Annotated in this window: 21 protein-coding genes; 3 read left to right on the forward strand and 18 right to left on the reverse strand. The window is 71.2% G+C overall.

What is annotated here, in order from left to right:
* Positions 1-45 precede the first annotated feature (45 nt).
* The 10 genes from atpA to ACIQH8_RS01210 form a co-directional block, all read right to left on the reverse strand.
* Positions 46-1,683: a F0F1 ATP synthase subunit alpha gene (atpA, locus tag ACIQH8_RS01165; protein WP_400993755.1), complete on the reverse strand. Its 1,638-nt coding sequence runs from the start codon at positions 1,681-1,683 to the stop codon at positions 46-48.
* Between the two features lie 97 nt (positions 1,684-1,780).
* Positions 1,781-2,572, reverse strand: coding sequence for a F0F1 ATP synthase subunit delta (locus ACIQH8_RS01170; protein WP_400993757.1), 792 nt, complete (start codon positions 2,570-2,572; stop codon positions 1,781-1,783).
* A gap of 3 nt (positions 2,573-2,575) precedes the next feature.
* Positions 2,576-3,139: a F0F1 ATP synthase subunit B gene (locus ACIQH8_RS01175; RefSeq protein WP_353815489.1), complete on the reverse strand. Its 564-nt coding sequence runs from the start codon at positions 3,137-3,139 to the stop codon at positions 2,576-2,578.
* Between the two features lie 28 nt (positions 3,140-3,167).
* A complete protein-coding gene (gene atpE, locus ACIQH8_RS01180) occupies positions 3,168-3,401 on the reverse strand; it encodes an ATP synthase F0 subunit C (protein WP_022888426.1) in 234 nt (77 codons plus the stop codon).
* A 45-nt stretch (positions 3,402-3,446) separates the two neighbouring features.
* Entirely contained in the window at positions 3,447-4,244 is a 798-nt protein-coding gene (atpB, locus tag ACIQH8_RS01185) for a F0F1 ATP synthase subunit A (protein ID WP_400993760.1), read from the reverse strand.
* Positions 4,245-4,498: 254 nt separating this feature from the next.
* Positions 4,499-4,978 carry a hypothetical protein gene (locus tag ACIQH8_RS01190; protein ID WP_400993762.1) on the reverse strand — a complete coding sequence of 160 codons (480 nt, stop codon included), beginning with the start codon at positions 4,976-4,978 and terminating at the stop codon, positions 4,499-4,501.
* Positions 4,975-6,267 (reverse strand): MraY family glycosyltransferase, encoded by a 1,293-nt coding sequence (locus ACIQH8_RS01195; RefSeq protein ID WP_400993764.1) that lies wholly within the window; start codon positions 6,265-6,267, stop codon positions 4,975-4,977. The genes ACIQH8_RS01190 and ACIQH8_RS01195 overlap by 4 nt, the downstream gene beginning before the upstream one ends.
* A complete protein-coding gene (locus ACIQH8_RS01200) occupies positions 6,264-7,121 on the reverse strand; it encodes an L-threonylcarbamoyladenylate synthase (RefSeq protein WP_400993767.1) in 858 nt (285 codons plus the stop codon). Before ACIQH8_RS01200 ends, ACIQH8_RS01195 begins: the two co-directional genes overlap by 4 nt.
* 103 nt (positions 7,122-7,224) lie before the next feature.
* Positions 7,225-8,052: an ABC transporter permease gene (locus tag ACIQH8_RS01205; protein WP_400993769.1), complete on the reverse strand. Its 828-nt coding sequence runs from the start codon at positions 8,050-8,052 to the stop codon at positions 7,225-7,227.
* Positions 8,049-8,972 (reverse strand): ATP-binding cassette domain-containing protein, encoded by a 924-nt coding sequence (locus ACIQH8_RS01210; protein WP_400993772.1) that lies wholly within the window; start codon positions 8,970-8,972, stop codon positions 8,049-8,051. Before ACIQH8_RS01210 ends, ACIQH8_RS01205 begins: the two co-directional genes overlap by 4 nt.
* A gap of 108 nt (positions 8,973-9,080) precedes the next feature.
* Here ACIQH8_RS01210 and ACIQH8_RS01215 point away from each other — a divergent pair, with 108 nt between their 5' ends.
* Positions 9,081-10,010 (forward strand): TetR/AcrR family transcriptional regulator, encoded by a 930-nt coding sequence (locus ACIQH8_RS01215; protein ID WP_400993774.1) that lies wholly within the window; start codon positions 9,081-9,083, stop codon positions 10,008-10,010.
* Between the two features lie 19 nt (positions 10,011-10,029).
* Here ACIQH8_RS01215 and prmC read toward each other — a convergent pair whose 3' ends face one another.
* Positions 10,030-10,914 carry a peptide chain release factor N(5)-glutamine methyltransferase gene (gene prmC, locus ACIQH8_RS01220; RefSeq protein ID WP_400993777.1) on the reverse strand — a complete coding sequence of 295 codons (885 nt, stop codon included), beginning with the start codon at positions 10,912-10,914 and terminating at the stop codon, positions 10,030-10,032.
* An 89-nt stretch (positions 10,915-11,003) separates the two neighbouring features.
* Here prmC and cysK point away from each other — a divergent pair, with 89 nt between their 5' ends.
* Positions 11,004-11,939 (forward strand): cysteine synthase A, encoded by a 936-nt coding sequence (cysK, locus tag ACIQH8_RS01225; RefSeq protein WP_400993779.1) that lies wholly within the window; start codon positions 11,004-11,006, stop codon positions 11,937-11,939.
* A gap of 30 nt (positions 11,940-11,969) precedes the next feature.
* Complete coding sequence (gene epsC / locus ACIQH8_RS01230) at positions 11,970-12,563, forward strand: serine O-acetyltransferase EpsC (RefSeq protein WP_400993781.1); 594 nt, start codon at positions 11,970-11,972, stop codon at positions 12,561-12,563.
* Between the two features lie 42 nt (positions 12,564-12,605).
* On the opposite strand, the gene ACIQH8_RS01235 is transcribed toward epsC, so the two are convergent.
* The 7 genes from ACIQH8_RS01235 to lysA all read right to left on the reverse strand — a co-directional run bounded on the left by ACIQH8_RS01235 (position 12,606) and on the right by lysA (position 21,334).
* Positions 12,606-13,100: a GNAT family N-acetyltransferase gene (locus ACIQH8_RS01235; RefSeq protein ID WP_400993783.1), complete on the reverse strand. Its 495-nt coding sequence runs from the start codon at positions 13,098-13,100 to the stop codon at positions 12,606-12,608.
* Positions 13,097-14,173 carry a peptide chain release factor 1 gene (prfA, locus tag ACIQH8_RS01240; RefSeq protein ID WP_400993785.1) on the reverse strand — a complete coding sequence of 359 codons (1,077 nt, stop codon included), beginning with the start codon at positions 14,171-14,173 and terminating at the stop codon, positions 13,097-13,099. The genes ACIQH8_RS01235 and prfA overlap by 4 nt, the downstream gene beginning before the upstream one ends.
* Positions 14,174-14,176: 3 nt before the next feature.
* Positions 14,177-16,291, reverse strand: a complete 2,115-nt coding sequence (gene rho, locus ACIQH8_RS01245; protein WP_400993787.1) for a transcription termination factor Rho — start codon at positions 16,289-16,291, stop codon at positions 14,177-14,179.
* 261 nt (positions 16,292-16,552) lie between these two features.
* Positions 16,553-17,521 (reverse strand): homoserine kinase, encoded by a 969-nt coding sequence (gene thrB, locus ACIQH8_RS01250; RefSeq protein WP_400993789.1) that lies wholly within the window; start codon positions 17,519-17,521, stop codon positions 16,553-16,555.
* The gene (gene thrC / locus ACIQH8_RS01255; protein WP_400993791.1) at positions 17,518-18,615 is read right to left on the reverse strand and encodes a threonine synthase; all 1,098 of its coding nucleotides are present in this window, start codon (positions 18,613-18,615) and stop codon (positions 17,518-17,520) included. Before thrC ends, thrB begins: the two co-directional genes overlap by 4 nt.
* Positions 18,612-19,922 (reverse strand): homoserine dehydrogenase, encoded by a 1,311-nt coding sequence (locus tag ACIQH8_RS01260; protein ID WP_400993793.1) that lies wholly within the window; start codon positions 19,920-19,922, stop codon positions 18,612-18,614. The genes thrC and ACIQH8_RS01260 overlap by 4 nt, the downstream gene beginning before the upstream one ends.
* The gene (gene lysA / locus ACIQH8_RS01265) at positions 19,919-21,334 is read right to left on the reverse strand and encodes a diaminopimelate decarboxylase (protein WP_400993796.1); all 1,416 of its coding nucleotides are present in this window, start codon (positions 21,332-21,334) and stop codon (positions 19,919-19,921) included. The genes ACIQH8_RS01260 and lysA overlap by 4 nt, the downstream gene beginning before the upstream one ends.
* Positions 21,335-21,416: the final 82 nt, after the last annotated feature.

Raw genomic sequence — 21,416 nt, forward strand, 5'->3', positions numbered from 1 at the left:
CCGGTGCGGCCACGCCCCCGAGAGCCTCAGGGACGGCGGAATCGACTAGCGACGACCCTTGACGATCTTCTCCTGGCCGACCTCTTCCTCGTCGATGGCCTCGAACTTCTCGCTACCGACCGAGGCGAGCGGCTTGCCCTCGCCGGTCTGGAACTCGAGCTTGAAGTTGTCGACCTCGGACTCGAGGGTGGCGACGGTCTCGTCGGAGAGCACGTTGGTCTCGCGGAGATCCGAGAGCACCGACGTGTTGCGGCCGAGGTAGTCGAGGAACTCGCGCTCGAAGCGCAGGATGTCCTCGACGGGGACCTCGTCGAGCTTGCCGTTCGTACCGGCCCAGATCGAGACGACCTGTTCCTCGACGGGGTACGGCGAGTACTGCGGCTGCTTCAGCAGCTCGGTCAGGCGTGCACCACGCGCGAGCTGGCGGCGGCTGGTCGCGTCGAGGTCGGACGCGAACATCGCGAACGCCTCGAGCGAGCGGTACTGCGCGAGCTCGAGCTTCAGCGTTCCCGAGACCTTCTTGATCGACTTCACCTGCGCGTCGCCGCCGACTCGCGAGACCGAGATGCCGACGTCGACCGCCGGGCGCTGGTTCGAGTTGAACAGGTCGGACTGGAGGAAGATCTGTCCGTCGGTGATCGAGATCACGTTGGTGGGGATGTAGGCCGAGACGTCGTTCGCCTTGGTCTCGATGATCGGCAGGCCGGTCATCGAACCCGCTCCGAGCTCGTCGGAGAGCTTCGCGCAGCGCTCGAGGAGCCGCGAGTGCAGGTAGAAGACGTCGCCGGGGTACGCCTCGCGGCCCGGCGGGCGGCGGAGGAGGAGCGACACGGCACGGTAGGCCTCGGCCTGCTTCGACAGGTCGTCGAAGATGATCAGGACGTGCTTGCCGTCGTACATCCAGTGCTGGCCGATGGCCGAGCCGGTGTACGGCGCGAGGTACTTGAAGCCGGCCGGGTCGGAGGCCGGAGCGGCGACGATGGTGGTGTACTCCATCGCGCCGGCGTCTTCCAGTGCGCCCTTGACGGACGCGATGGTCGAGCCCTTCTGGCCGATCGCGACGTAGATGCAGCGGACCTGCTTGGTCGGGTCGCCCGACTCCCAGTTCGCCTTCTGGTTGATGATCGTGTCGATCGCGATCGCGGTCTTGCCGGTCTGGCGGTCGCCGATGATGAGCTGGCGCTGGCCGCGGCCGACCGGGATCATGGCGTCGATCGCCTTGATGCCGGTCTGGAGCGGCTCGTGCACCGACTTGCGCTGCATGACGCCGGGCGCCTGGAGCTCGAGCGCGCGACGGCCCTGGGTCGCGACCTCGCCGAGGCCGTCGATCGGGTTGCCGAGCGGGTCGACGACGCGGCCGAGGTAGCCCTCGCCGACGGGAACGGAGAGGACCTCGCCCGTGCGGGTCACCTCCATGCCCTCCTCGATGCCGGCGAACTCGCCGAGCACGACGACACCGATCTCGTCCTCGTCGAGGTTGAGCGCGAGGCCGAGCGTGCCGTCCGCGAACTTGATGAGCTCGTTCGCCATGACCGAGGGCAGGCCCTCGACGTGGGCGATGCCGTCGGCCGCGTCGGTCACGTAGCCGACCTCGGTCTTCTGCGCCGCGCCCGGCTCATAGTCGCGGGCGAACTCCGAGAGAGCCGAACGGATCTCGTCGGGGCTGATGGAGAGTTCTGCCATTGCCATTTCCTTTTCTGAAGGGCCGGGCCCTGATCTGCACTCCTGGTGCAGCTACTGGTGTGTCGCGGCGCGGGACGCCGGTCGTTGTCGGCCGGCGTCAGCCGGCGAGCTTCAGCCTCAGGTCGCTGAGGCGGCTGGCGACGCTGCCGTCGATGACGTCGTCGCCGATCTGGACCCGCACGCCGCCGAGGACCTCGGGGTCGACGATGGCGTCGAAGCGGATGCGGCGGCCGGCCTGTGCCCCGAGCGTGCGCTCGAGTCGGGCGACCTGCTCGTCGGTCAGGGGCACGGCCGATGTGACGGTGGCGACGTCGAACCCGCGCTGGTCGGCCACCACGGATGCCGCGTCGCGCAGCATCTCGCCGATGCGACGACCGCGGGGCGACTGCACGAGGTGGCGGACGATGAGCGTCGTCGCGGGCGCGGCCTTCGAGTCGAGCAGCCGCTCGACGAGCACGACCTTCGCCTCGGGCGACCCGAGCTTGGACCCGAGGGCCAGCTCGAGCTCGGCGTCGGACGAGACCGTGCGCTGGAACGCGTACAGCTCGCCGTCGACCTCGCTGTCACCCGCGGCCTCCGCGGCGACTCGGAAGCCGAGCTCCTCGAGCCCGTCGAGGAAGTCGGCCTGCGAAGACCACCGCTGCGACGCGGCGCTCACGAGGAGCGACGCCGCAGCGGGCGCGATCCGACCCCCGAAGACCCGCTGCACGAGCTCGGACTTCTGGTCGGCGTCGGCCTCGTTGTCGGTGAGGGCGGTCCGCAGCTGCGGGGTGGTCGCGATCACCCGGGTCGCGGCGAGGAGGTCGCCGGCCACCGGGAGCTCGGCCCGGCCGATCGCCGCGAGCTCGGCTCGCGTGCCGGCCAGGGCCTCTCTCGTAGCGCTGCCCATGGGTTATTTCTTCCCCCCTGCAGCGGCCTGCTCGGACGCCTCGAGGTCGGCGAGGAAGCGGTCGACCACGGCCTTGGCCTTGGCGTCGTCGGAGAGCGATTCGCCGACCACACCCGAGGCGAGGTCGATGGCGATGGTGCCCACCTCGGAGCGGAGCGAGACCAGCGCCGACTGACGCTCGGCCTCGATCTGCGCCTGCGCGCTCGCGTTGATGCGGGCGGCTTCGGTCGACGCCTGCTCCTTGGCCTCGGCGACGATCTTCTTGCCGTCCTCGCGCGCGGTCTCGCGGATCTTACCCGCCTCCGCACGCGCGTCGGCGAGCTGGGCGGTGTACTCCTCGAGGGCGGCCTCGGCCTTGCGCTGGGCCTCGTCGGCCTTCGCGATGTTGCCCTCGATCGCCTCGGCGCGCTCGTCGAGCAGCTTCTGCATGCGCGGAAGCGCGTACAGCCAGAAGAAGACGAGGATGATGGCGAAGCAGACCGCCGACCAGACGATGTCGTAGGTCGCCGGCAGCACCGGGTTGTGAGTCTCGCCCTCGGTTGCAGCTCTCAGCACTGCGTGAAGCACGTTGGCCTCCTCAGTTGGGACGGGACGATCAGACGAAGATGAAGTAGGTCGCGATACCGATGAAGGCCAGCGCCTCGGTGAAGGCGATACCGATCCACATCAGGACCTGGAGGCGGCCGGCGAGCTCGGGCTGGCGAGCCACGCCCTCGATGGTCTTGCCGACGACGATGCCCACGCCGATGGCCGGGCCGATTGCGGCGAGGCCGTAGCCGACCGTTGCGATGTTGCCGTTGATCTCAGCGAGAACGGTGGTTGCGTCCACGTTGGGGTTTCCTTTCTTGGGGTTTCTTCGGGCGGGTGCCCTGGCTCAGTGCTCCTCCGCCACCGCGAGCTGGATGTAGACCGCGGTGAGGAGCGTGAAGACGTAGGCCTGCAGGACGGCGACGAGGATCTCGAACAGCGTGAACACGAAGCCGAAGGCCAACGTGCCGACGCCGAGCAGGGTGTACCAGCCGCCGAGGGTGAAGATGAAGAACTGCGTGGCCGCGAAGAACAGCACGAGCAGGAGGTGGCCGACGATCATGTTCATCATGAGTCGCAGCGTCAGCGTGACGGGGCGGATGACGAACGTCGAGATGAGCTCGATCGGCGTGACGATGATGTACACCGGCCACGGCACGCCCGAGGGGAAGAGCGAGTTCTTGAAGAAGTTCTTGGGGCTCTGCTTGATGCCGGCGTAGATGAACGTGACGTACGACACGATCGCGAGCACGAGCGGGACGCCGATCACGGACGTACCGGCGATGTTCAGGCCCGGGATGATGCCGGTGATGTTCATGAACAGCACCATGAAGAAGATCGACGTGAGGATCGGCAGGAACCGCTTGCCGTCCTTCTTGCCGAGCAGGTCGTCGGCGACGCCGACGCGGATGAAGTCGAGGCCCATCTCGACGATGCTCTGGAATCGACCGGGGACGACGCGCATGCTTCGCGTACCCAGCCAGAAGACCAGGAGCAGCGCGGCGACCGCGATGAAGCGCACCAGCATGATGCGGTTGATCTCGAAGGCCGTGTCCTCGAACAGGAGCGGGCCGGGGAAGAACTCCTCGATCGACGGCCCGTGGAACTCACCATCATCGGTTGCAGTCGGAACCAGCAGGTTCACAGCGTTAGCTAGCAGCGCTATCTCCTGTTTCGGGGCGTGGAGCGGAGCTCTCGCGTCGACGAACATGGAAACGGTCCGGTGCCCATGCCGGAGCAGGGCGGAACCGTGGGGGATCGCCCCTACTGTAGCAAGACTTCGGCGCTCCGCCGAATCGCCACACGCTGTAGAAGTGGCCGCGGACCGGGCAGCATGCCGCTCGGCGCATGCCATGCCCTCGGAGACACGAACGCCGCCCCGTGGGGCGGCGTCGTGGTTCAGTCGTCGGTGGGCGGCGGGGGCAGCTGCGTGTCGCTCGCGTAGGGCAGCCTGGAGCGCGCGACGACGAGGACGTCGACCACCAACGACCCGATCACACCCGCGACGATCGACAGGAACAGCACCACCGGGTCGAGCCAGTCGACGCCGCGCAGCAGCACCACGAGCACGATGAACACGATGAACTTCACGAGCCACCCGCCCAGCACGATGCCGAAGAAGGCGCCGACGAAGAGGTCGGACCCGGCGAAGCGGTTGGCGAGCAGGATGCTCGCCCCGGTGATTCCCATGAACACGACGGCGAGGAGCGTTCCGAGCAGGGCGCTCACGAGCCCTTCGGTGCCGGCGAACGCGAAGCCGAGGATGCCGCCCACGACGGCGATTCCGCCGGCGATGGCCGCCCCCCAGACGAGGGCACGGCGCAGCACCGGATTCGAGGTCGGCGTGCGGTCGGCGGGGTCGCGAGGTGCGGTGCTCATCGGGCTCCTGTGGGGTGCTCGCCCGAGATCGGGCGATCGTTGACGGGTCCGGGAGCCGGGTCGGTCTCGGACGAGGGGGCGGCGAGTTCATCGAGACCGGACGCGGACGGCGCGCCCGCGGCATCCGCTTCGGCTGCCACGGTCTGGCGCTTGCGCCGACCGAGCGGTGCCAGCGTGAGTGCGGCGAGGACCACGAACCCGATGCCGATGAAGAGGAACGCCCAGCCGGAGTCGATCCCGAAGTAGACGGGGAGGACGAAGGCGAGGAGGCACCCGAACGAGGCGACCGCGGTCCAGCCGTAGAAGATGAGCACCGCGTGCAGGTGCGAGTGACCCATGTCGAGGAGGCGGTGGTGGAGGTGCTTCCGGTCGGCGGCGAAGGGCGACTTGCCGGCCCTGAGGCGGCGCACGACCGCGAGACCGAAATCGAGCAGCGGGATGAGCAGCACCGCGAACGGGATGATGATCGGGATGAAGGCCGGGATCAGCTCATCGGTGCCGAGCTGCGAAGGGTCCACCTGGCCGGTGACGGCGATCGCGGAGGTCGCCATGAGCAGGCCCACGAGCAGCGCCCCCGCGTCGCCCATGAAGAGCTTCGCCCGGTGCCAGTTGAGCGGCAGGAAGCCGGCGCAGGCCCCCACCACCACCACGGCGAGCAGCGACGCGAGGTTGAAGTAGTTCGTCGGGGAGGTCTGCTGCACCAGCAGGTAGGAGTAGAGGAAGAAGACGCCGCTCGAGATGAGGGCGACGCCCGCCACGAGCCCGTCGAGACCGTCGATGAAGTTGATCGCGTTCATCACGAGGACGATCGTGAACACGGTCACGGTCGCGCTCATCCACGAGGAACCCACCGTGATGCCGCCGTCGGGCCCGCCGATGGGCAGCGACACGATCGACACGCCCTGCCAGGCGATGACGCCGGCGGCGATGAACTGGCCGGCGAGCTTCGTGAGCCAGTCGAGGTCCCAGATGTCGTCGGCCACGCCGATCGCCACGATGAGCCCGGCCGCGAGCAGGATCGCGAGCACCTGGAACGGGTCCTGGAACACGATCTGCAGGTTCGCGAAGCGCGCGATGCCGAGTGAGGAGATCCAGGCCGCCGCGGCGAAGCCGACGAGGATGCCGACGAACATCGCGATGCCGCCCAGCCGCGGCGTCGGCCGCGTGTGCACGTCGCGCTCGCGGATCTTCGGGTAGAGCCGGTACTTCAGGCTCAGCTTCCAGACCACCAGCGAGCCGGCGAACGTCACGACCGCGGTGACGAGCGCGAGCAGCACGAACAGGGTCATGACGCGGCGGGATCCGTCCGCTCGGTCGAGGTCGGGGCGGCGGCGACGGATGCCTCGGGGTCTTCGCCGTCGGCCGCTGCCGGGTCGGCGTCGCCCGCGGCCTCGGCCTCGGCCTCGGCCTCGGCACCATCGGCGGCCGCTGCGGGCGCCGCGCCGTCGACGGGGGCGAGCAGCTCCTCCCCCACGACCGCCGCGATCCGCTCGCGCGAGATCACCCCGGCACGCACGATGCGGAGCATCCCCGTTCCGTCGGCGGCGAGCCCCGTCGCGTCCACGATCGTGGACGACGTGTCGCCGGGCCGCTCCCCGATCGCCTCGTAGCCGGTGCCCGCGGCACCGCCGTCGAGGTAGACCGAGACCCGATCGCCGAGCATGTCGGCGGCCTCGCCGGCCGTGGTGGCGGACGGCATGCCCGAGAGGTTCGCCGACGACACCGCCAGCGGCCCGGTCTCGGAGAGCAGCTCGAGCGCGATGCGATGGTCGGGCATGCGCAGCGCGACCGTGCCCCGCGTCTCGCCGAGGTCCCAGTGCAGCGACGGCTGCGCACGCAGGATCACGGTCAGGCCACCCGGCCAGAACTCCGCGACGAGGGACCGTACGGCATCCGGGACCTCGGCCGCGAGGGCGTCGAGGGTCGGGATGCCCGGCACGAGCACGGGCGGCGGCGAGGTGCGCTCGCGCCCCTTCGCATCGAGCAGGCGCTGGACGGCGGTGGCGCTGAACGCATCGGCGGCCACGCCGTAGACGGTGTCGGTGGGGATGACGACGAGCTCGCCGCTGCCGATGGCGCGACGGGCCAGGCGCATGCCGGCGAGGAGCTCGGACTCGACGGAGCAGTCGTGGATGAGTGTCATGACCGCTCGATTCTAGACGTGACGGGCCCCTCGAGTCTGGGCGTGTCGGATGCCGCGGGGCGGGTCGGCCCCGCGGCATCCGTTCAGGCTCGATGACCGACGCTCAGCGCCGGACCGCCCGGCGACGGAAGAGCCGACTGCCCCATATCGCCGCGATGACGATGAACAGGACGCACCAGGCGACCGCCCACCAGGCCGCATCGCCCATCGTCGTGCCGGTGAGCAGGCTCCGGATCGTCTCGATGATCGGCGTGATGGGTTGGTGCTCGGCGAACCACGCGAGCCAGCCCGGGAGCGTGTCGACCGGCACGAAGGCGCTCGAGAGGTACGGCAGGAACAGCAGGATGAAGCCGTAGGCGTTCGCCGCGTCGGGACTCGACGCGGCGAGGCCGATCGCGGCGAACAGGGAAGTGATGGCGAGGATGTAGAGCGCGATGAGTGCGATCGCGGCGAGCCATTCGACCGGCGTCGCCGACGGGCGGAACCCGACGAGGAGTGCCACGGCGATCACGACGCCCGTGGCGAAGAGGTTCCGCAGCACGCTCGCGACGACGTGCCCCGTCAGCACCGCACTCGCGCGCAGGGGCATGGTGCGGAAGCGGTCGATGACGCCCGTGGTCATGTCGCGCGCGACGTAGAGCGCGGTCGAACTCGCGCCGAACCCCGCGCAGAGCAGGATGATGCCGGGGACGACGTAGTCGACGTAGCCACCGGACGGGTCGAGCGCGCCGCCGAACACGAAGGTGAACAGCAGCATGAGCAGGGTCGGCAGCAGCACGGCCATGAGCAGCGCCTCCGCGTCGCGGAGCGAGTGCGTGACGCTGCGGCCGATGAAGACCGCCTCGGCGGTGAGCCCGCGGGGTCGCGTCCGGGGCGCCTGCGGCAAGGGCGCGGCGACCGCTCCCGTCGCGGCATCGATGAGCGCGGTCATGTCCAGCCCTTCGTTCCGATGAGGTCCGCCCGGTGCGCAGGCGCGGCCGGGTGCGAGGTGATGGCGAGGAAGACGTCGTCGAGGCTCGGCCGACGGATGGCGACGCGCGTGCCGCCGCGGGTGGACTCCGAGATCCGGTCGAGCTCGTCCACCGCGGCGCGCAGCCCGTGGACGGTGCCGTCGGTCGGCAGCTCGGCGAGCACGTCGTCGTCGGGGCCGAGGAGCTCGACCACCTCCCCGCCGACTCTCGCCTTGAGCTCCGACGCGGTGCCCTCGGCGGCGATCCGGCCGCGGTCGAGCACGGCGATGCGGTCGGCGAGCCGGTCGGCCTCCTCCAGGTACTGCGTGGTGAGGAACACGGTCGCCCCGGCGTCGGCGACTTCGCGGATGACGCGCCAGAGCTCCTGGCGGCTGCGGGTGTCGAGCCCGGTCGTCGGCTCGTCGAGGAAGATGACCTGCGCCGGGACGACGAGGCTGAGGGCGAGGTCGAGCCGGCGCCGCATGCCGCCGGAGTAGGCGGCGACCCGCCGCGAAGCGGACCCGGCCAGGTCGAAGCGCTCGAGCAGTTCGTCGGCTCTCGCCCGGGCTGCCCGGCGCCCGAGCCCCGAGAGCCGCGCGAGCATGACGAGGTTCTCGCGCCCGGTGAGCACGTCGTCGACGGCGGCGGACTGGCCGGTCAGGCTGATCCGCGCCCGGACGCCGTCGGGGTCGCCTCGCACGTCGGCGCCCGCGACGGTCGCCGTCCCGGCGTCGGGCCGGAGGAGCGTGGTGAGGATGTCGATGGTCGTGGTCTTGCCGGCGCCGTTCGGCCCCAGGAGGCCGAACACGCTGCCGGCGGCGACCGCGAGGTCGAGGTCCCGCAGGACCTCCACGCCGCGGAACCGCTTGGCGATCCCGTGCGTTTCGATCGCGATGGTCATGGCTGCGCCCTTCCGGTGTGCAAGGTAAACTGTGTATGCCATCCACAGCCGTTTAAGTAATACACAGTTCTATGCTGGTCGCAAGCATCTCGCATCGATTGGAGACGGATGGCTCCCGAGAACGCCGTCGAGCCGGAACTGCCGCGCGGCGTCGCCCTCGCGTGGGGCGTCGCCGCGAACCCGCAGCGCGGGCCGAAGCGCGAGATGAGCATCGAGCGCATCGTCGACGCGGCCGTGGAGATCGCCGACGCGGAGGGCCTCGCCGCCGTCTCGATGAGCCGGGTCGCCCAGTCGCTCGGCTACACGACGATGTCGCTCTATCGGTACGTCACCGCGAAGGACGACCTGCTCGTGCTCATGCAGGAGCAGGGGATCGGGCTCCCGCCCGAGCCCGAGCCCGGGCTCGACGACGCCGACTGGCGCGAACGGCTCCGCGCGCTCGGCCGCGCTCAGGTGGATGTGCACCGAGCGCACCCCTGGCTCCTCGACATCCCCATCCAGGGCACGCCGATCACGCCGAACAACCTCGCCTGGATGGACGCGATGCTCGATGCCCTCTCGGCCGCGCCGCTCGACGAGGACGAGCGCGTGGCGATCATCCTGCTCGTCACCGGCCAGCTCCGCTGGCAGTCGACCATCGAGCGCTCGTACGAGGTCGCCGCGGGCGACGCCGGGATCGACCCCCAGGCGATCGACGACGGCCGTTCGGCGGTGCTCGACGCCTTCGTCACCGCCGAGGAGTTCCCGGCGCTGCGTCGCGCCGTGGACGCCGGCGTGTTCCGCGAGGGCGAGGATCCGTTCGCCTTCGGCCTCGAGCGGGTGCTCGACGGCGTCGCGGAGTACATCGCGCGGCGCGCGGGCGGCGACGAGCGGCCCGCTCCCTCGCCCCCGTCGCGCGAGACGCCCGAGGTCACCGCCGACAAGCGCGTCCGGGAGGCGAGGAAGTCGGTGCGCGACGCCGAGAAGCGCCTACGGGACGCCCGCAGGCTCGAGCGCCAGGCCGTCCGCGAGGCGCGCGCGCGGCACTCGGTCGACTGAGGGGGCGGATGCCGCGGGATCAGCGGCGCGCGGTCGTCACCCGGTCGCGCCCCGTGAGGTCGGTGTGGTGCGCGACGGCGTGCCATCCGTCGCCCTTCAGGATCGCGGCGATCTCGGCCGACTGCGTCTCGCCATGCTCGATCAGCAGCGCACCGCCCGGGTGCAGCAGGTCGAGCGCGCGGTGCGACAGGACGCGCACGACGTCGAGCCCGTCGGGCCCGCCGTAGAGGGCGTGCTCCGGGTCGTGGAGGCGCACCTCGGGGTCGCGCGGGATCGCGTCGTCGGGGATGTACGGCGGGTTCGACGCGACCACCGCGACGCGGCCCTCGAGCTCGGGCAGCGCCTCGCCCAGGTCGCCGAAGACGAGCTCGAGGTTGGGCGCGGCGACCTCGTCGACGTTGCGCCGGGTCCACGGGAACGCCTCCGGCGAGTTCTCGACGGCCCAGACCCGTGCGTGCGGCACCTCGGTGGCCATCGACAGCGCGACCGCGCCGCTGCCCGACCCGAGGTCGAGTCCGATCGGCTCGGGTTCGGCCGCGGCACGCAGCGCGTCGATCGCGAGCTGTGCCAACAGCTCGGTCTCCGGCCGCGGCACGAAGACGCCCGGGCCCACCGCGAGTTCGAGCGAACGGAACGCGGCGCGTCCGGTCAGGTGCTGCAGCGGCTCGCGCCGCGCGCGGCGGGCGACGAGGAGGTCGAGCGCCGCGGCATCCGTCGCCGACAGGCGGTCGCCGATCACGAGGCGGGCGTGCACACCGCCCCGGGAGAGCCCGAGCACGTGACCGAGCAGCAGGTCGGCGTCGACCTCGGCATCGGCGATCCCGGCCGCCTGCAGCGCCCGGACGGTCTCGTCGCGAACCTCGCGCAGTGGGCGGGCGTCGGGCTCGTCGGGCGTCGCATTCACGCAATGGAATGTAACCCACTCCCGGCGCGCACCCGCCCTCCGTATGCTGGTGCGCGGCACCACGCCGCGTCACGAGAGGGAACGAGATCATGGCCCAGGTCTACGAGAACATCACCGACGTCTTCGGGCGCACCCCGCTCGTGAAGCTCAACCGCGTGACGGATGGCGCGGGCGCCACCGTGCTCGCCAAGCTCGAGTTCTACAACCCCTCGGCCAGTGTCAAGGACCGCCTCGGCATCGGCATCGTCGACGCCGCCGCGGCCGACGGCTCGCTGAAGCCCGGCGGCACGATCGTCGAGGGCACGAGCGGCAACACCGGCATCGCGCTCGCGATGATCGGCGCCGCGCGCGGCTACCGGGTGGTCATCGCGATGCCCGAGACCATGTCGAAGGAGCGCCGCGCACTGCTGCGCGCCTATGGTGCGGAGCTCGTCCTCACTCCGGGCTCCGAGGGCATGAAGGGCGCCGTCGCCCGCGCCGAGCAGATCGCCGCCGAGACCCCCGGCGCCGTGCTCGCGCGCCAGTTCGAGAACCAGGCGAACGTCGACATCCACCGCCGCACCACTGCCGAAGAGGTGTGGAACGACACCGACGGCGGCGTCGACATCTTCGTCTCCGGCATCGGCACGGGCGGCACGCTCTCCGGCGTCGGCCAGGTGCTCAAGGAGCGCAAGCCCGAGGTGCAGATCGTCGGCGTCGAGCCGCTCGAGTCGCCGATCCTGAACGGCGGGCAGCCGGGCCCGCACAAGATCCAGGGCATCGGCGCGAACTTCGTGCCCGCGATCCTCGACCGCGACGTGTACGACGAGATCATCGACGTGAACATCGACCAGGCCGTCGCGGTCGCACGCCGGCTCGGCGTGGAGGAGGGCATCCTCGGCGGCATCTCGTCGGGCGCGACCGTGCACGCGGCGACCCAGCTCGCCAAGCGCCCCGAGAACGCCGGCAAGACCATCGTCGTGATCCTCGCCAGCTACGGCGAGCGCTACCTCTCGACGGTGCTCTACGAGGGCCTGCTCGACTAGACGCCCGGGGCGATCTGGTTGACTTGACGAGTGGGAATCCTCGGCCGCCTCAGGGAAGACGTCGCGACAGCTCGTTCCCACGACCCCGCCGCGCGCAATCGGCTCGAGATCGTCCTTGCCTACTCCGGGCTCCACGCGATCTGGTCGTACCGGCTCGCCCACCGCATGTGGCAGGTGCGCGCGCTGCGACTTCCCGCGCGCGTCCTGTCGCAGCTCACGCGCTTCCTCACCGGCATCGAGATCCACCCGGGCGCGACGATCGGTCGCCGGTTCTTCATCGACCACGGCATGGGCGTCGTGATCGGCGAGACCGCGGTGGTCGGCGACGACGTGATGCTCTACCACGGCGTCACCCTCGGGGGGAAGGCGCCGCGAGGCGCGCCCCGCGGGGCGAAGCGCCATCCCACCCTCGGTGACGGCGTGACGGTCGGCGCGGGGGCCAAGGTGCTCGGCGACATCGAGATCGGCGCCGGCAGCGCGATCGGCGCGAACGCCGTCGTCACGCGGGGCGCTCCCCCGCACTCGTTGCTCGTCGGCATCCCGGCGGTCGCGAAGCCGCTCTCACCGGCGACGGCGGATGCGGCGCGCGGCATGCACGACTGGCACGTCGACTTCCACATCTGAGTCGACGAGGCGGATGCCGCGGCATCCGCCCTCATCGCCCGGTCAGAGCGGCAGGAACATGACGTGCAGCCCGACTTGACCGTGTCGCGGCGAGCGGAACGCCCCCGGAACGGTTCCGACGATCTCGAACCCGACCGACCGCCACAGCCGGACGGCCGGCGCGTTCGACGCGACGACGGCGTTGAACTGGATTCCCTCGTAGCCCTCGCGCCGATGCCAGTCGACGACCCAGTCGGCCAGGCGACGCCCGACCCCCGCCCCGCGCGCATCGCTCGCGACCATGAACGACGCCGTCCCGATGTGATCGCCCGGCCCCGGTCGGTTCGGACCCATCTTCGCGGTGCCCACGACGCGCCCGTCGACCTCGGCGACGACCGTCAGCCCGGGCGGCACCTCGACCCAGAGCGCGCGCGCCTCGTCCGGCGGCAGCGGCGTCGGGTAGGCGTAGGTCTCGCCCTCGCGCACCACCTCGTCGATGATCGCGAGCACCGCCGGCCAGTCGCCGTCGGCGAATTCGCGGATCGCGATGTCGGTCACTGGTCGCCGAGGTCGGCGAGCCGGGCCTCCTCGTCGGCGGTGATCGCCGACTCGATGATCGGCTCGAGTGCGCCGTTCATGACCTGGTCGAGGTTGTAGGCCTTGTACCCCGTGCGGTGGTCGGCGATGCGGTTCTCCGGGAAGTTGTACGTGCGGATGCGCTCGGAGCGGTCCATCGACCGGATCTGCGACTTGCGCGCGTCGGACGCCGCCGCCGCGAGCTCCTCCTGCTGACGTGCGAGCAGGCGCGCCCGGAGGACGCGCATCGCCGCCTCGCGGTTCTGCAACTGCGACTTCTCGTTCTGCATGGCCACGACGATGCCGGTCGGTACGTGCGTGATGCGCACGGCCGAGTCCGTCGTGTTCACCGACTGACCGCCGGGTCCGCTCGAGCGGTAGACGTCGATCTTCAGGTCGTTCTGATTGATCTCGACCTCTTCGGGCTCGTCGACCTCGGGGAAGACGAGCACGCCGGTGGTCGACGTGTGGATGCGCCCCTGCGTCTCGGTGACCGGCACGCGCTGGACGCGGTGCACGCCGCCCTCGTACTTCAGGTGCGCCCACACGCCCTGCGACGGATCGGACGCGTTCGACTTGATCGCGACCTGCACGTTCTTGTACCCGCCGAGATCGGACTCGTCGCGCTCGAGGAGCTCCGTCTTCCAGCCCTTCGACTGCGCGTACTGGATGTACATGCGCAGCAGGTCGGCAGCGAAGAGGGCGCTCTCGGCGCCGCCCTCGCCGCCCTTGATCTCCATGATCACGTCGCGGCCGTCGTCGGGGTCGCGTGGGATGAGGAGCCGCCGCAGCTTCTCCTGCGACTCGGCGAGGTGCTCCTCCAATCCGGGGACCTCCTCGGCGAACGCGGCGTCCTCCTTGGCGAGCTCACGCGCCGCCTCGAGGTCCTCCTGCGCCTGCCGCCAGGCGTCGTTCGCGGCGACGATGCGGCTGAGCTCGGCGTAGCGCCGGTTGACCTTCTTCGCGCGCGCGGCGTCGGCGTGCAGCGCCGGGTCCGCCAGCTCCTCCTGGAGGGCGGCGTGCTCGGCGATCAGTGCCTGGACCGACTCGAACATCGATCAGCGGTGGTCGGACTCGTGGCCGTGGCCGTGGCCGTTCCCGTTTCCGCCGACCGGCGCCGACTTCTGCATCAGGAGCAGGAACTCGGTGTTCGACTGCGTCTCGCGGAGTCGTCCGAGGACGGCCTCGAGGGCCTGCTGCGGCTCGAGGCCCGCGAGCGCACGACGGAGCTTCCAGGTGATCTTCACCTCGTCGGGCGAGAGCAGCATCTCCTCGCGACGCGTCGAGGACGCGTTCACGTCGACCGCGGGGAAGATCCGCTTGTCGGCGAGGTGGCGCGACAGTCGCAGCTCGGAGTTGCCGGTGCCCTTGAACTCCTCGAAGATCACCTCGTCCATCTTCGAACCGGTCTCGACGAGCGCGGTGGCGAGGATCGTCAGCGAGCCGCCGTTCTCGATGTTGCGCGCCGCGCCGAAGAATCGCTTCGGCGGGTAGAGCGCCGACGCGTCGACGCCGCCCGAGAGCACGCGGCCGGAGGCCGGCGCCGCCAGGTTGTAGGCGCGGCCGAGGCGAGTGATCGAGTCGAGCAGCACGACGACGTCGTGACCGAGCTCGACCAGGCGCTTGGCACGCTCGATCGCGAGCTCGGCGACCGTCGTGTGGTCTTCCGCAGGACGGTCGAAGGTCGAGGCGATGACCTCGCCCTTCACCGTGCGCTGCATGTCGGTGACCTCTTCGGGGCGCTCGTCGACGAGCACGACCATGAGGTGGACCTCTGGGTTGTTGATCGCGATCGCGTTCGCGATCTGCTGCAGCACGATCGTCTTGCCCGCCTTGGGCGGGGCGACGATGAGGCCGCGCTGGCCCTTGCCGATCGGGGCCACGAGGTCGATGATGCGCTGGGTCAGCTTCGTCGGCTCGGTCTCGAGGCGCAGGCGGTCCTGCGGATAGAGCGGCGTGAGCTTCTGGAAGTCGACGCGGGCGGCGGCCTCGTCGGCGGTCTGGCCGTTGACCGTGTCGATCTTGACGAGCGCGTTGTACTTCTGGCGGCTGCTGCCCTCGCCCTCGCGCGGCTGCTTGATCGAGCCGACCACCGCGTCGCCCTTTCGCAGGTGGTACTTCTTCACCTGTCCGAGCGAGACGTACACGTCGCTCGGGCCGGGCAGGTAGCCCGTCGTCCGCACGAACGCGTAGTTGTCGAGCACGTCGAGGATGCCGGCGATCGGGATGAGTACGTCGTCGTCGAGGATCTCGGGCTCGACCTCGTCGCCCTGGCCCTGCCCGCGGCGCTTGCGGTCGCGGTAGCGGTTGCGGCGACCTCCGCCCTCACCGTCGGCGGGCTGCTGGTCGCCTCGGCCCTGCTGGCCCCGGCCGCCCTGCTGCTGGTCCGACTTGCCCTTGTCGGCGTCGCCGCCCTGGCGACCCTTGTCGGATTCGCCCTGGCGGCCCTTGTCGGCGTCGCCGCCCTGGCGGCCCTTGTCGCCCTCGGCCTGCTCGTCGGCACGACGGCCGCCCTGCGCCTGCTCGCCCTTCTGGCCCTCGCCGCGGTCGGCTCCGCCGCGGCGACCGCGGTTGCGGCTGCGGCCCTGGCGCTGCTCCTGCGCGGGCGCCTCGGCCGTGCCGTCGCCCTCCTCCTGGCCGTCGGCGGCCTCGCCCTGGCGTCCGCCTGCGGTCGCCGCGGCGAGCTGCTCGCGCACCGCGGCCCGTGCGGCCTCTCGGGCGTCGTCGGCGGAGGGGGCGGAGCCCGCTCGGGCCTCCTCGCCCGTCGCGTCGGCGGGAACGAGCTCGACGCCCGTCGTACCGGCGTTGGCGTGGGCCGCGGCGGCCGTGGCGCTCGTCGCGCGACGAGGCTGGCGGCCGCGACGGACCGGCTCGGCCGGGGCCTCGGCGGCCGGGGCCTCGGCGGCGGGCGCTTCGGCCGCAGGCGCCTCGGCGGCGGGGGCGGATGCCTCGGCCTCCGCGGGCCGCGCGTCGGTCGGCGCGACGACGTCGTCGGCCGGGGCGGCCGCGGCGCCGTCGGTGTGGGCGGAGATCAACTCCACGAGTTCTCCTTTTCGGCGCTTCGACGCGCCGGCGATGCCGAGCGAGGACGCGAGCTCCTGGAGTTCGGCGACCTTCATGGTCGACAGGCGAGCGGCGTCCACGCGCTCGGCGTGGTCGGTTCCGTTGGTCACTGGGATATTCCTTTCCCCTGGCCAGGCGTTTGGGGTTGGCCGAGGAGAGCTGGTCGCGCCACGTCGAAGACGTGCGCACGAGGCGCAGATCTGCGCGATGGCGAAAGCATGAGATGCCGGGAATCGCACCGAACGGCGAGAACGCGAGTGGTGCAGCGCCTGCCGGGTGCGGGCTTCAGTCTACCACCCGGCGGATGGCGCTCGGACCACGCGCCACGCCGTCGGGGACGCGTCCCGACGACGTTCCCGCCGCGGCGCTGTTCAGTCGTCGTCGGCCGGAGTCACCGTCGCCCCGAGGAAGTCGACCGCGAGCGGGAGGGCCTGCCAGACGGTGTCCGCCGTCTCCTCGACGACGCGCGCGGCATCCGCTCGCTCGCTCGGATCGCTCGCGAGCACCAGGATCGACGGCCCGGCCCCCGAGACGACGGCGGGATGGCCCGCCTCGCGCAGGCGCCGGATGAGCCGATCGGTCTCGGGCATCGCCTCGGCGCGGTAGCTCTGGTGGAGCTTGTCCTCCGTTGCGGCGAGCAGCAGCTCCGGGCTCTGGATCAGCGCCGCGACGAGGAGCGCCGACCGCGAGACGTTGAACACCGCGTCCTCGTGGGGAACCGACTGCGGCTGGAGGCTGCGGGCGAGGGCGGTCGACATCTCGTGCTCGGGCACGAGCACGAGTGGCGAGACGCCGCGATGCACCATGAGCTTCTTGTGGCGAGGTCCGTCGGGGGTGACCCACGCGATCGTGAGGCCTCCGAAGAGCGCCGGCGCGACATTGTCGGGGTGCCCCTCGAGCTCGGTCGCGAGCTCGAGCAGCCCGTCGGGCGAGATCTCGACCTCGGGCTCGAGCAACCCCTTCGCCGCCATGACCCCCGCGACGATCGCCGCGCCCGACGAGCCGAGACCACGACCGTGCGGGATCGAGTTGTGTGCCACGAGCCTGATCGGCGGGAGGTCGCGACCGTACCGCGCGAACGTGTGCGCCATCGCGCGCACGACGAGGTGCGAGTCGTCGAGCGGTACCTCGCCCTTGCCCACGCCGTGGACCTCGATCTCGAGCCCTGCCCCGACGACCTCGACCTCGAGCTCGTCGTACCGCGCGAGTGCGAGGCCGAGCGTGTCGAACCCCGGGCCGAGGTTCGCCGAGGTCGCAGGGACCTTGACATGGACCTTCCGCCCGAGGAGGGCGTCGGCGCTCGCCGTCGCGGGCGTCGCCGCCGAGGCGGCCGCGCTCATGCGCCGAGCCCCAGCACCTCTGCGACGTGCGCCACGTCTGCGGGGACGACCGTGGGTGCGACCTCGGATCCGTCGGGGCGACGGAGCGCCCACTGCGGGTCCTTGAGTCCGTGGCCGGTGACGGTCAGCACGACCCTCGCCCCGGCGGGCACCTGACCCGCCTCCGCACGTTCGAGCAGGCCCGCGACGCTGATCGCCGACGCCGGCTCGACGAAGATGCCGACCTCGGCCGAGAGGATGCGCTGCGCCTCGAGGATCTTCTCGTCCTCGATGGCGCCGAAGTAGCCGTCCGTGAGGTCGCGCGCCTCGAGCGCCAGATGCCACGAGGCGGGGTTGCCGATGCGGATGGCGCTCGCGATGGTCTCGGGGTTGCGCACCGGCTCGCCGAGCACGAGCGGCGCGGAGCCGGCGGCCTGGAAGCCGAACATGCGCGGCAGCTTCGTGGCGTTGCCCGCCTCGATGTCCTCGCGGTATCCGCGCGTGTAGGCGGTGTAGTTGCCGGCGTTGCCGACCGGGATGAAGTGCAGGTCGGGCGCATCCCCGAGCACCTCGACGACCTCGAACGCGGCGGTCTTCTGGCCCTCGATGCGGTCGTTGTTGACCGAGTTGACGAGATGCACCGGGTAGTTCTCGGCGAGGTCGCGCGCGATGTCGAGGCAGTCGTCGAAGTTGCCCTGGATCTGGATGAGCTGCGCGTCGTGGGCGATCGCCTGGCTGAGCTTGCCCATCGCGATCTTGCCCTCGGGCACGAGCACCGCGGCCTTGATGCCCGCGTGCGTCGCGTAGGCCGCGGCCGACGCCGAGGTGTTGCCGGTCGAGGCGCAGATGACGACCTCCGCGCCGCGCTCGACGGCCTTGGTCACGGCCATGGTCATGCCGCGGTCCTTGAACGAACCGGTCGGGTTCATGCCCTCGAACTTCACCCACACGTCGGCGCCGGTGCGGCGCGAGAGCGCGGGCGCGGGCAGGAGCGGCGTGCCGCCCTCGCCGAGGGTGACGACGGGGGTCGCGTCGGTCACGTCGAGGCGGTCGGCGTACTCCCGGATGACGCCGCGCCACTGGCGCGACGGCGCCTTCGTTGCCTGGTGGTTCACTCTGCTCCTTCGACTCGGATGACGGATGCGACCGAGGTCACGACAGGGCTGTCGGCGAGCGCGCGCACCGTCTCGGCGAGCGCGGACTCACGCGCCTCGTGGGTGCCGATCACCAGCGTAGCCCGGCCGTTCTCGTCGTTGATGGTCTGCTCGAGCTCGCCGACCGAGACGCCGTGGTCGGCGAACACGTGCGCGATCGTGGCGAGCACGCCCGGCTGGTCGGCGGCCTCGATGGTGATGGCGTAGCGGGTCGTGATGCGGCCGATCTCGAGCACGGGCAGCTCGGCGTGCGTCGACTCCGCCGTGCCCGGCCCGCCCAGCACGTGGCGGCGGGCGATCGCCACCAGGTCACCCAGCACGGCCGAGGCCGTCTGCACGCCACCGGCGCCCGCACCGTAGAACATGAGCGGGCCCGCCGCTGCGGCCTCGACGAAGACGGCGTTGTTGGCGCCGTGCACGGCGGCGAGCGGATGGCTCCGGTGCACCATCGCCGGGTAGACCCGGGCCGACACCCCCTCTTCTCCCGTCTCGGGGTCGGCGAGGCGCTCGCAGATCGCGAGGAGCTTCACGACGTAGCCCGCTCGCTTGGCCGATTCGACCTGCGCGGCCGTGACGCCCGTGATGCCCTCACGGTGCACCGCGTCGACGGGCACGCTCGTGTGGAAGGCGAGGCTCGCGAGGATCGCGGCCTTCTGCGCGGCGTCGTAGCCCCCGATGTCGGCCGTCGGGTCGGCCTCCGCGTACCCGAGCTCCGTCGCGGTCGCGAGGGCGTCCTCGAGCGAGGCGCCCGTCGTGTCCATGCGATCGAGGATGAAGTTCGTCGTGCCGTTGACGATGCCGAGGATCCGGTCGATGCGGTCGCCCGCGAGGCTGTCGCGGAGGGGCCGGATGATCGGGATGGCGCCGCCGACGGCGGCCTCGTACGACAGCTGCGCACCGACCTGCTGGGCGGCGGCGAAGAGCTCGGGTCCGTGCGTGGCCAGCAGCGCCTTGTTGCCCGAGACGACGTCGGCGCCCGACGAGATCGCCTTGAGGATCAGCGTCCGCGCCGGTTCGAGACCGCCCATGAGCTCGATCACGATGTCGGCGCCGAGGATCAGCGACTCGGCGTCGGTCGTGAGGAGCTCGCGGGGCAGTGCGACGTCGCGCTGGGCGTCGACGTCGCGGACGGCGATGCCGACGAGCTCGATCCTCGCGCCGATGCGGTTGGCGAGTTCGTCGCCCTGCTCGAGCAGCAGCCGGGCGACCTGGGAGCCGACCGAGCCGGCGCCGAGCAGCGCCACGCGGATGGAACGGTATTCGATCATGCGGTGACTCCGTGTGCGTCATCGTCGTGGTCGGAGAGCCCGGCGTCGCGAGCGAGGAGGTCCTCCTCGCTCTCACCGCGCACGATCACGCGCGCGGCGCCGCCGGAGACGGCCACGACCGGCGGTCGGGGCACGTGGTTGTAGTTCGAGGCGAGCGACCAGCAGTAGGCGCCGGTCGCGGCGACCGCGACGAGGTCGCCGGGCGCGACGTCGTGCGGGATCCAGTCGTGGTCGACGACGATGTCGCCGGACTCGCAGTGCTTGCCGACGACGCGCACGAGCGAGGCCGGCTCGGTGGAGACGCGCGACGCGAGACGCGCCGTGTAGGCGGCGCCGTACATCGCGGTGCGGATGTTGTCGCTCATGCCGCCGTCGACCGAGACGTAGTGGCGCCAGCCGTCGTCGGTCGGCACGGGCTTGACCGTGCCGACCGTGTAGAGCGTGATGCCGGCGGGGCCGATGATCGAGCGGCCGGGTTCGAACGCCAGTCGCGGGACCGGCACGCCGAAGCGTTCGCTCGCACGCGCGACGGCGCCCGCGATCCCGTCGGCGATCTCCTGGATCGGCGCGGGCTCGTCGGCCTCGGTGTACGCGATGCCGAACCCGCCGCCGAGGTTGAGCTCGGGCACAGGTGCGACCCTCGACAGTTCGGCGTGCACGGCGAGCAGCCGCTCGGCCGATTCCGCGAAGCCCGCCGCGTCGAAGATCTGCGATCCGATGTGGCAGTGCAGGCCGACGAAGTCGAGCGAGTCGTGCGAGCGGATGTCTGCGACCACGCGCGCCGCGTCCGGCAGCGCGATCCCGAACTTCTGGTCCTCGTGCGCCGTCGCGAGGAACTCGTGCGTCGATGCGTGCACGCCCGAGTTCACGCGGAGACGCACGCGCTGCACGCGACCGGCGCGGGACGCGGCATCCGCCACTCGACGCACCTCGACCTCGCTGTCGATGATGATGGTGCCGACGCCCGCGGCCACCGCGCGTTCGATCTCGCGGACCGACTTGTTGTTGCCGTGGAAGCCGATGCGGGCCGGGTCGGCGCCCGCCGCGAGGGCGACGGCGAACTCGCCGCCCGTCGCGACGTCGATCGCGAGGCCCTCCTCGGTCATCCAACGCACGACGGCGCCGGAGAGGAACGCCTTGCCGGCGTAGTAGACCGTGACCGACGTGCCCACGGATGCCGCGGCCCGTTCGAAGGCCGCGCGGGTACGTGCCGCGCGCGAGCGCGCGACCCCTTCGTCGACCACGTAGAGCGGAGTGCCGAAGCGTGCGGCCAGGGTCTCGACGTCGACGCCGCCGACCACGAGGCGCCCTGCCTCGTCGCGATGCGCACCCTCGGGCCACACCTTCGGGTCGAGCGCGTTCGGGTCCGCGGGCGCGCCGCGCAGCGCGGGGACGGATGCGCTGGAAGACACGGGGGAACCTCACGGACGATGGAACGACGGATCGCTCGGACGGCGAGCGAACCCGGATCGGTTCCTGAAGCCTCGGTGCGGA

The organism is Agromyces sp. GXQ0307, assembly GCF_044769845.1.
GTDB lineage: Bacteria > Actinomycetota > Actinomycetes > Actinomycetales > Microbacteriaceae > Agromyces.

Excerpts from the sequence above, each read along its gene's own strand:
- atpA (WP_400993755.1), bottom strand. The coding sequence starts at position 1,683 with ATGGCAGAACTCTCCATCAGCCCCGACGAGATCCGTTCGGCTCTCTCG.
- ACIQH8_RS01170 (WP_400993757.1), bottom strand. The coding sequence starts at position 2,572 with ATGGGCAGCGCTACGAGAGAGGCCCTGGCCGGCACGCGAGCCGAGCTC.
- ACIQH8_RS01190 (WP_400993762.1), bottom strand. The coding sequence starts at position 4,978 with ATGAGCACCGCACCTCGCGACCCCGCCGACCGCACGCCGACCTCGAAT.
- ACIQH8_RS01195 (WP_400993764.1), bottom strand. The coding sequence starts at position 6,267 with ATGACCCTGTTCGTGCTGCTCGCGCTCGTCACCGCGGTCGTGACGTTC.
- ACIQH8_RS01200 (WP_400993767.1), bottom strand. The coding sequence starts at position 7,121 with ATGACACTCATCCACGACTGCTCCGTCGAGTCCGAGCTCCTCGCCGGC.
- ACIQH8_RS01205 (WP_400993769.1), bottom strand. The coding sequence starts at position 8,052 with ATGACCGCGCTCATCGATGCCGCGACGGGAGCGGTCGCCGCGCCCTTG.
- ACIQH8_RS01210 (WP_400993772.1), bottom strand. The coding sequence starts at position 8,972 with ATGACCATCGCGATCGAAACGCACGGGATCGCCAAGCGGTTCCGCGGC.
- ACIQH8_RS01215 (WP_400993774.1), top strand. The coding sequence starts at position 9,081 with ATGGCTCCCGAGAACGCCGTCGAGCCGGAACTGCCGCGCGGCGTCGCC.
- cysK (WP_400993779.1), top strand. The coding sequence starts at position 11,004 with ATGGCCCAGGTCTACGAGAACATCACCGACGTCTTCGGGCGCACCCCG.
- prfA (WP_400993785.1), bottom strand. The coding sequence starts at position 14,173 with ATGTTCGAGTCGGTCCAGGCACTGATCGCCGAGCACGCCGCCCTCCAG.
- thrB (WP_400993789.1), bottom strand. The coding sequence starts at position 17,521 with ATGAGCGCGGCCGCCTCGGCGGCGACGCCCGCGACGGCGAGCGCCGAC.
- ACIQH8_RS01260 (WP_400993793.1), bottom strand. The coding sequence starts at position 19,922 with ATGATCGAATACCGTTCCATCCGCGTGGCGCTGCTCGGCGCCGGCTCG.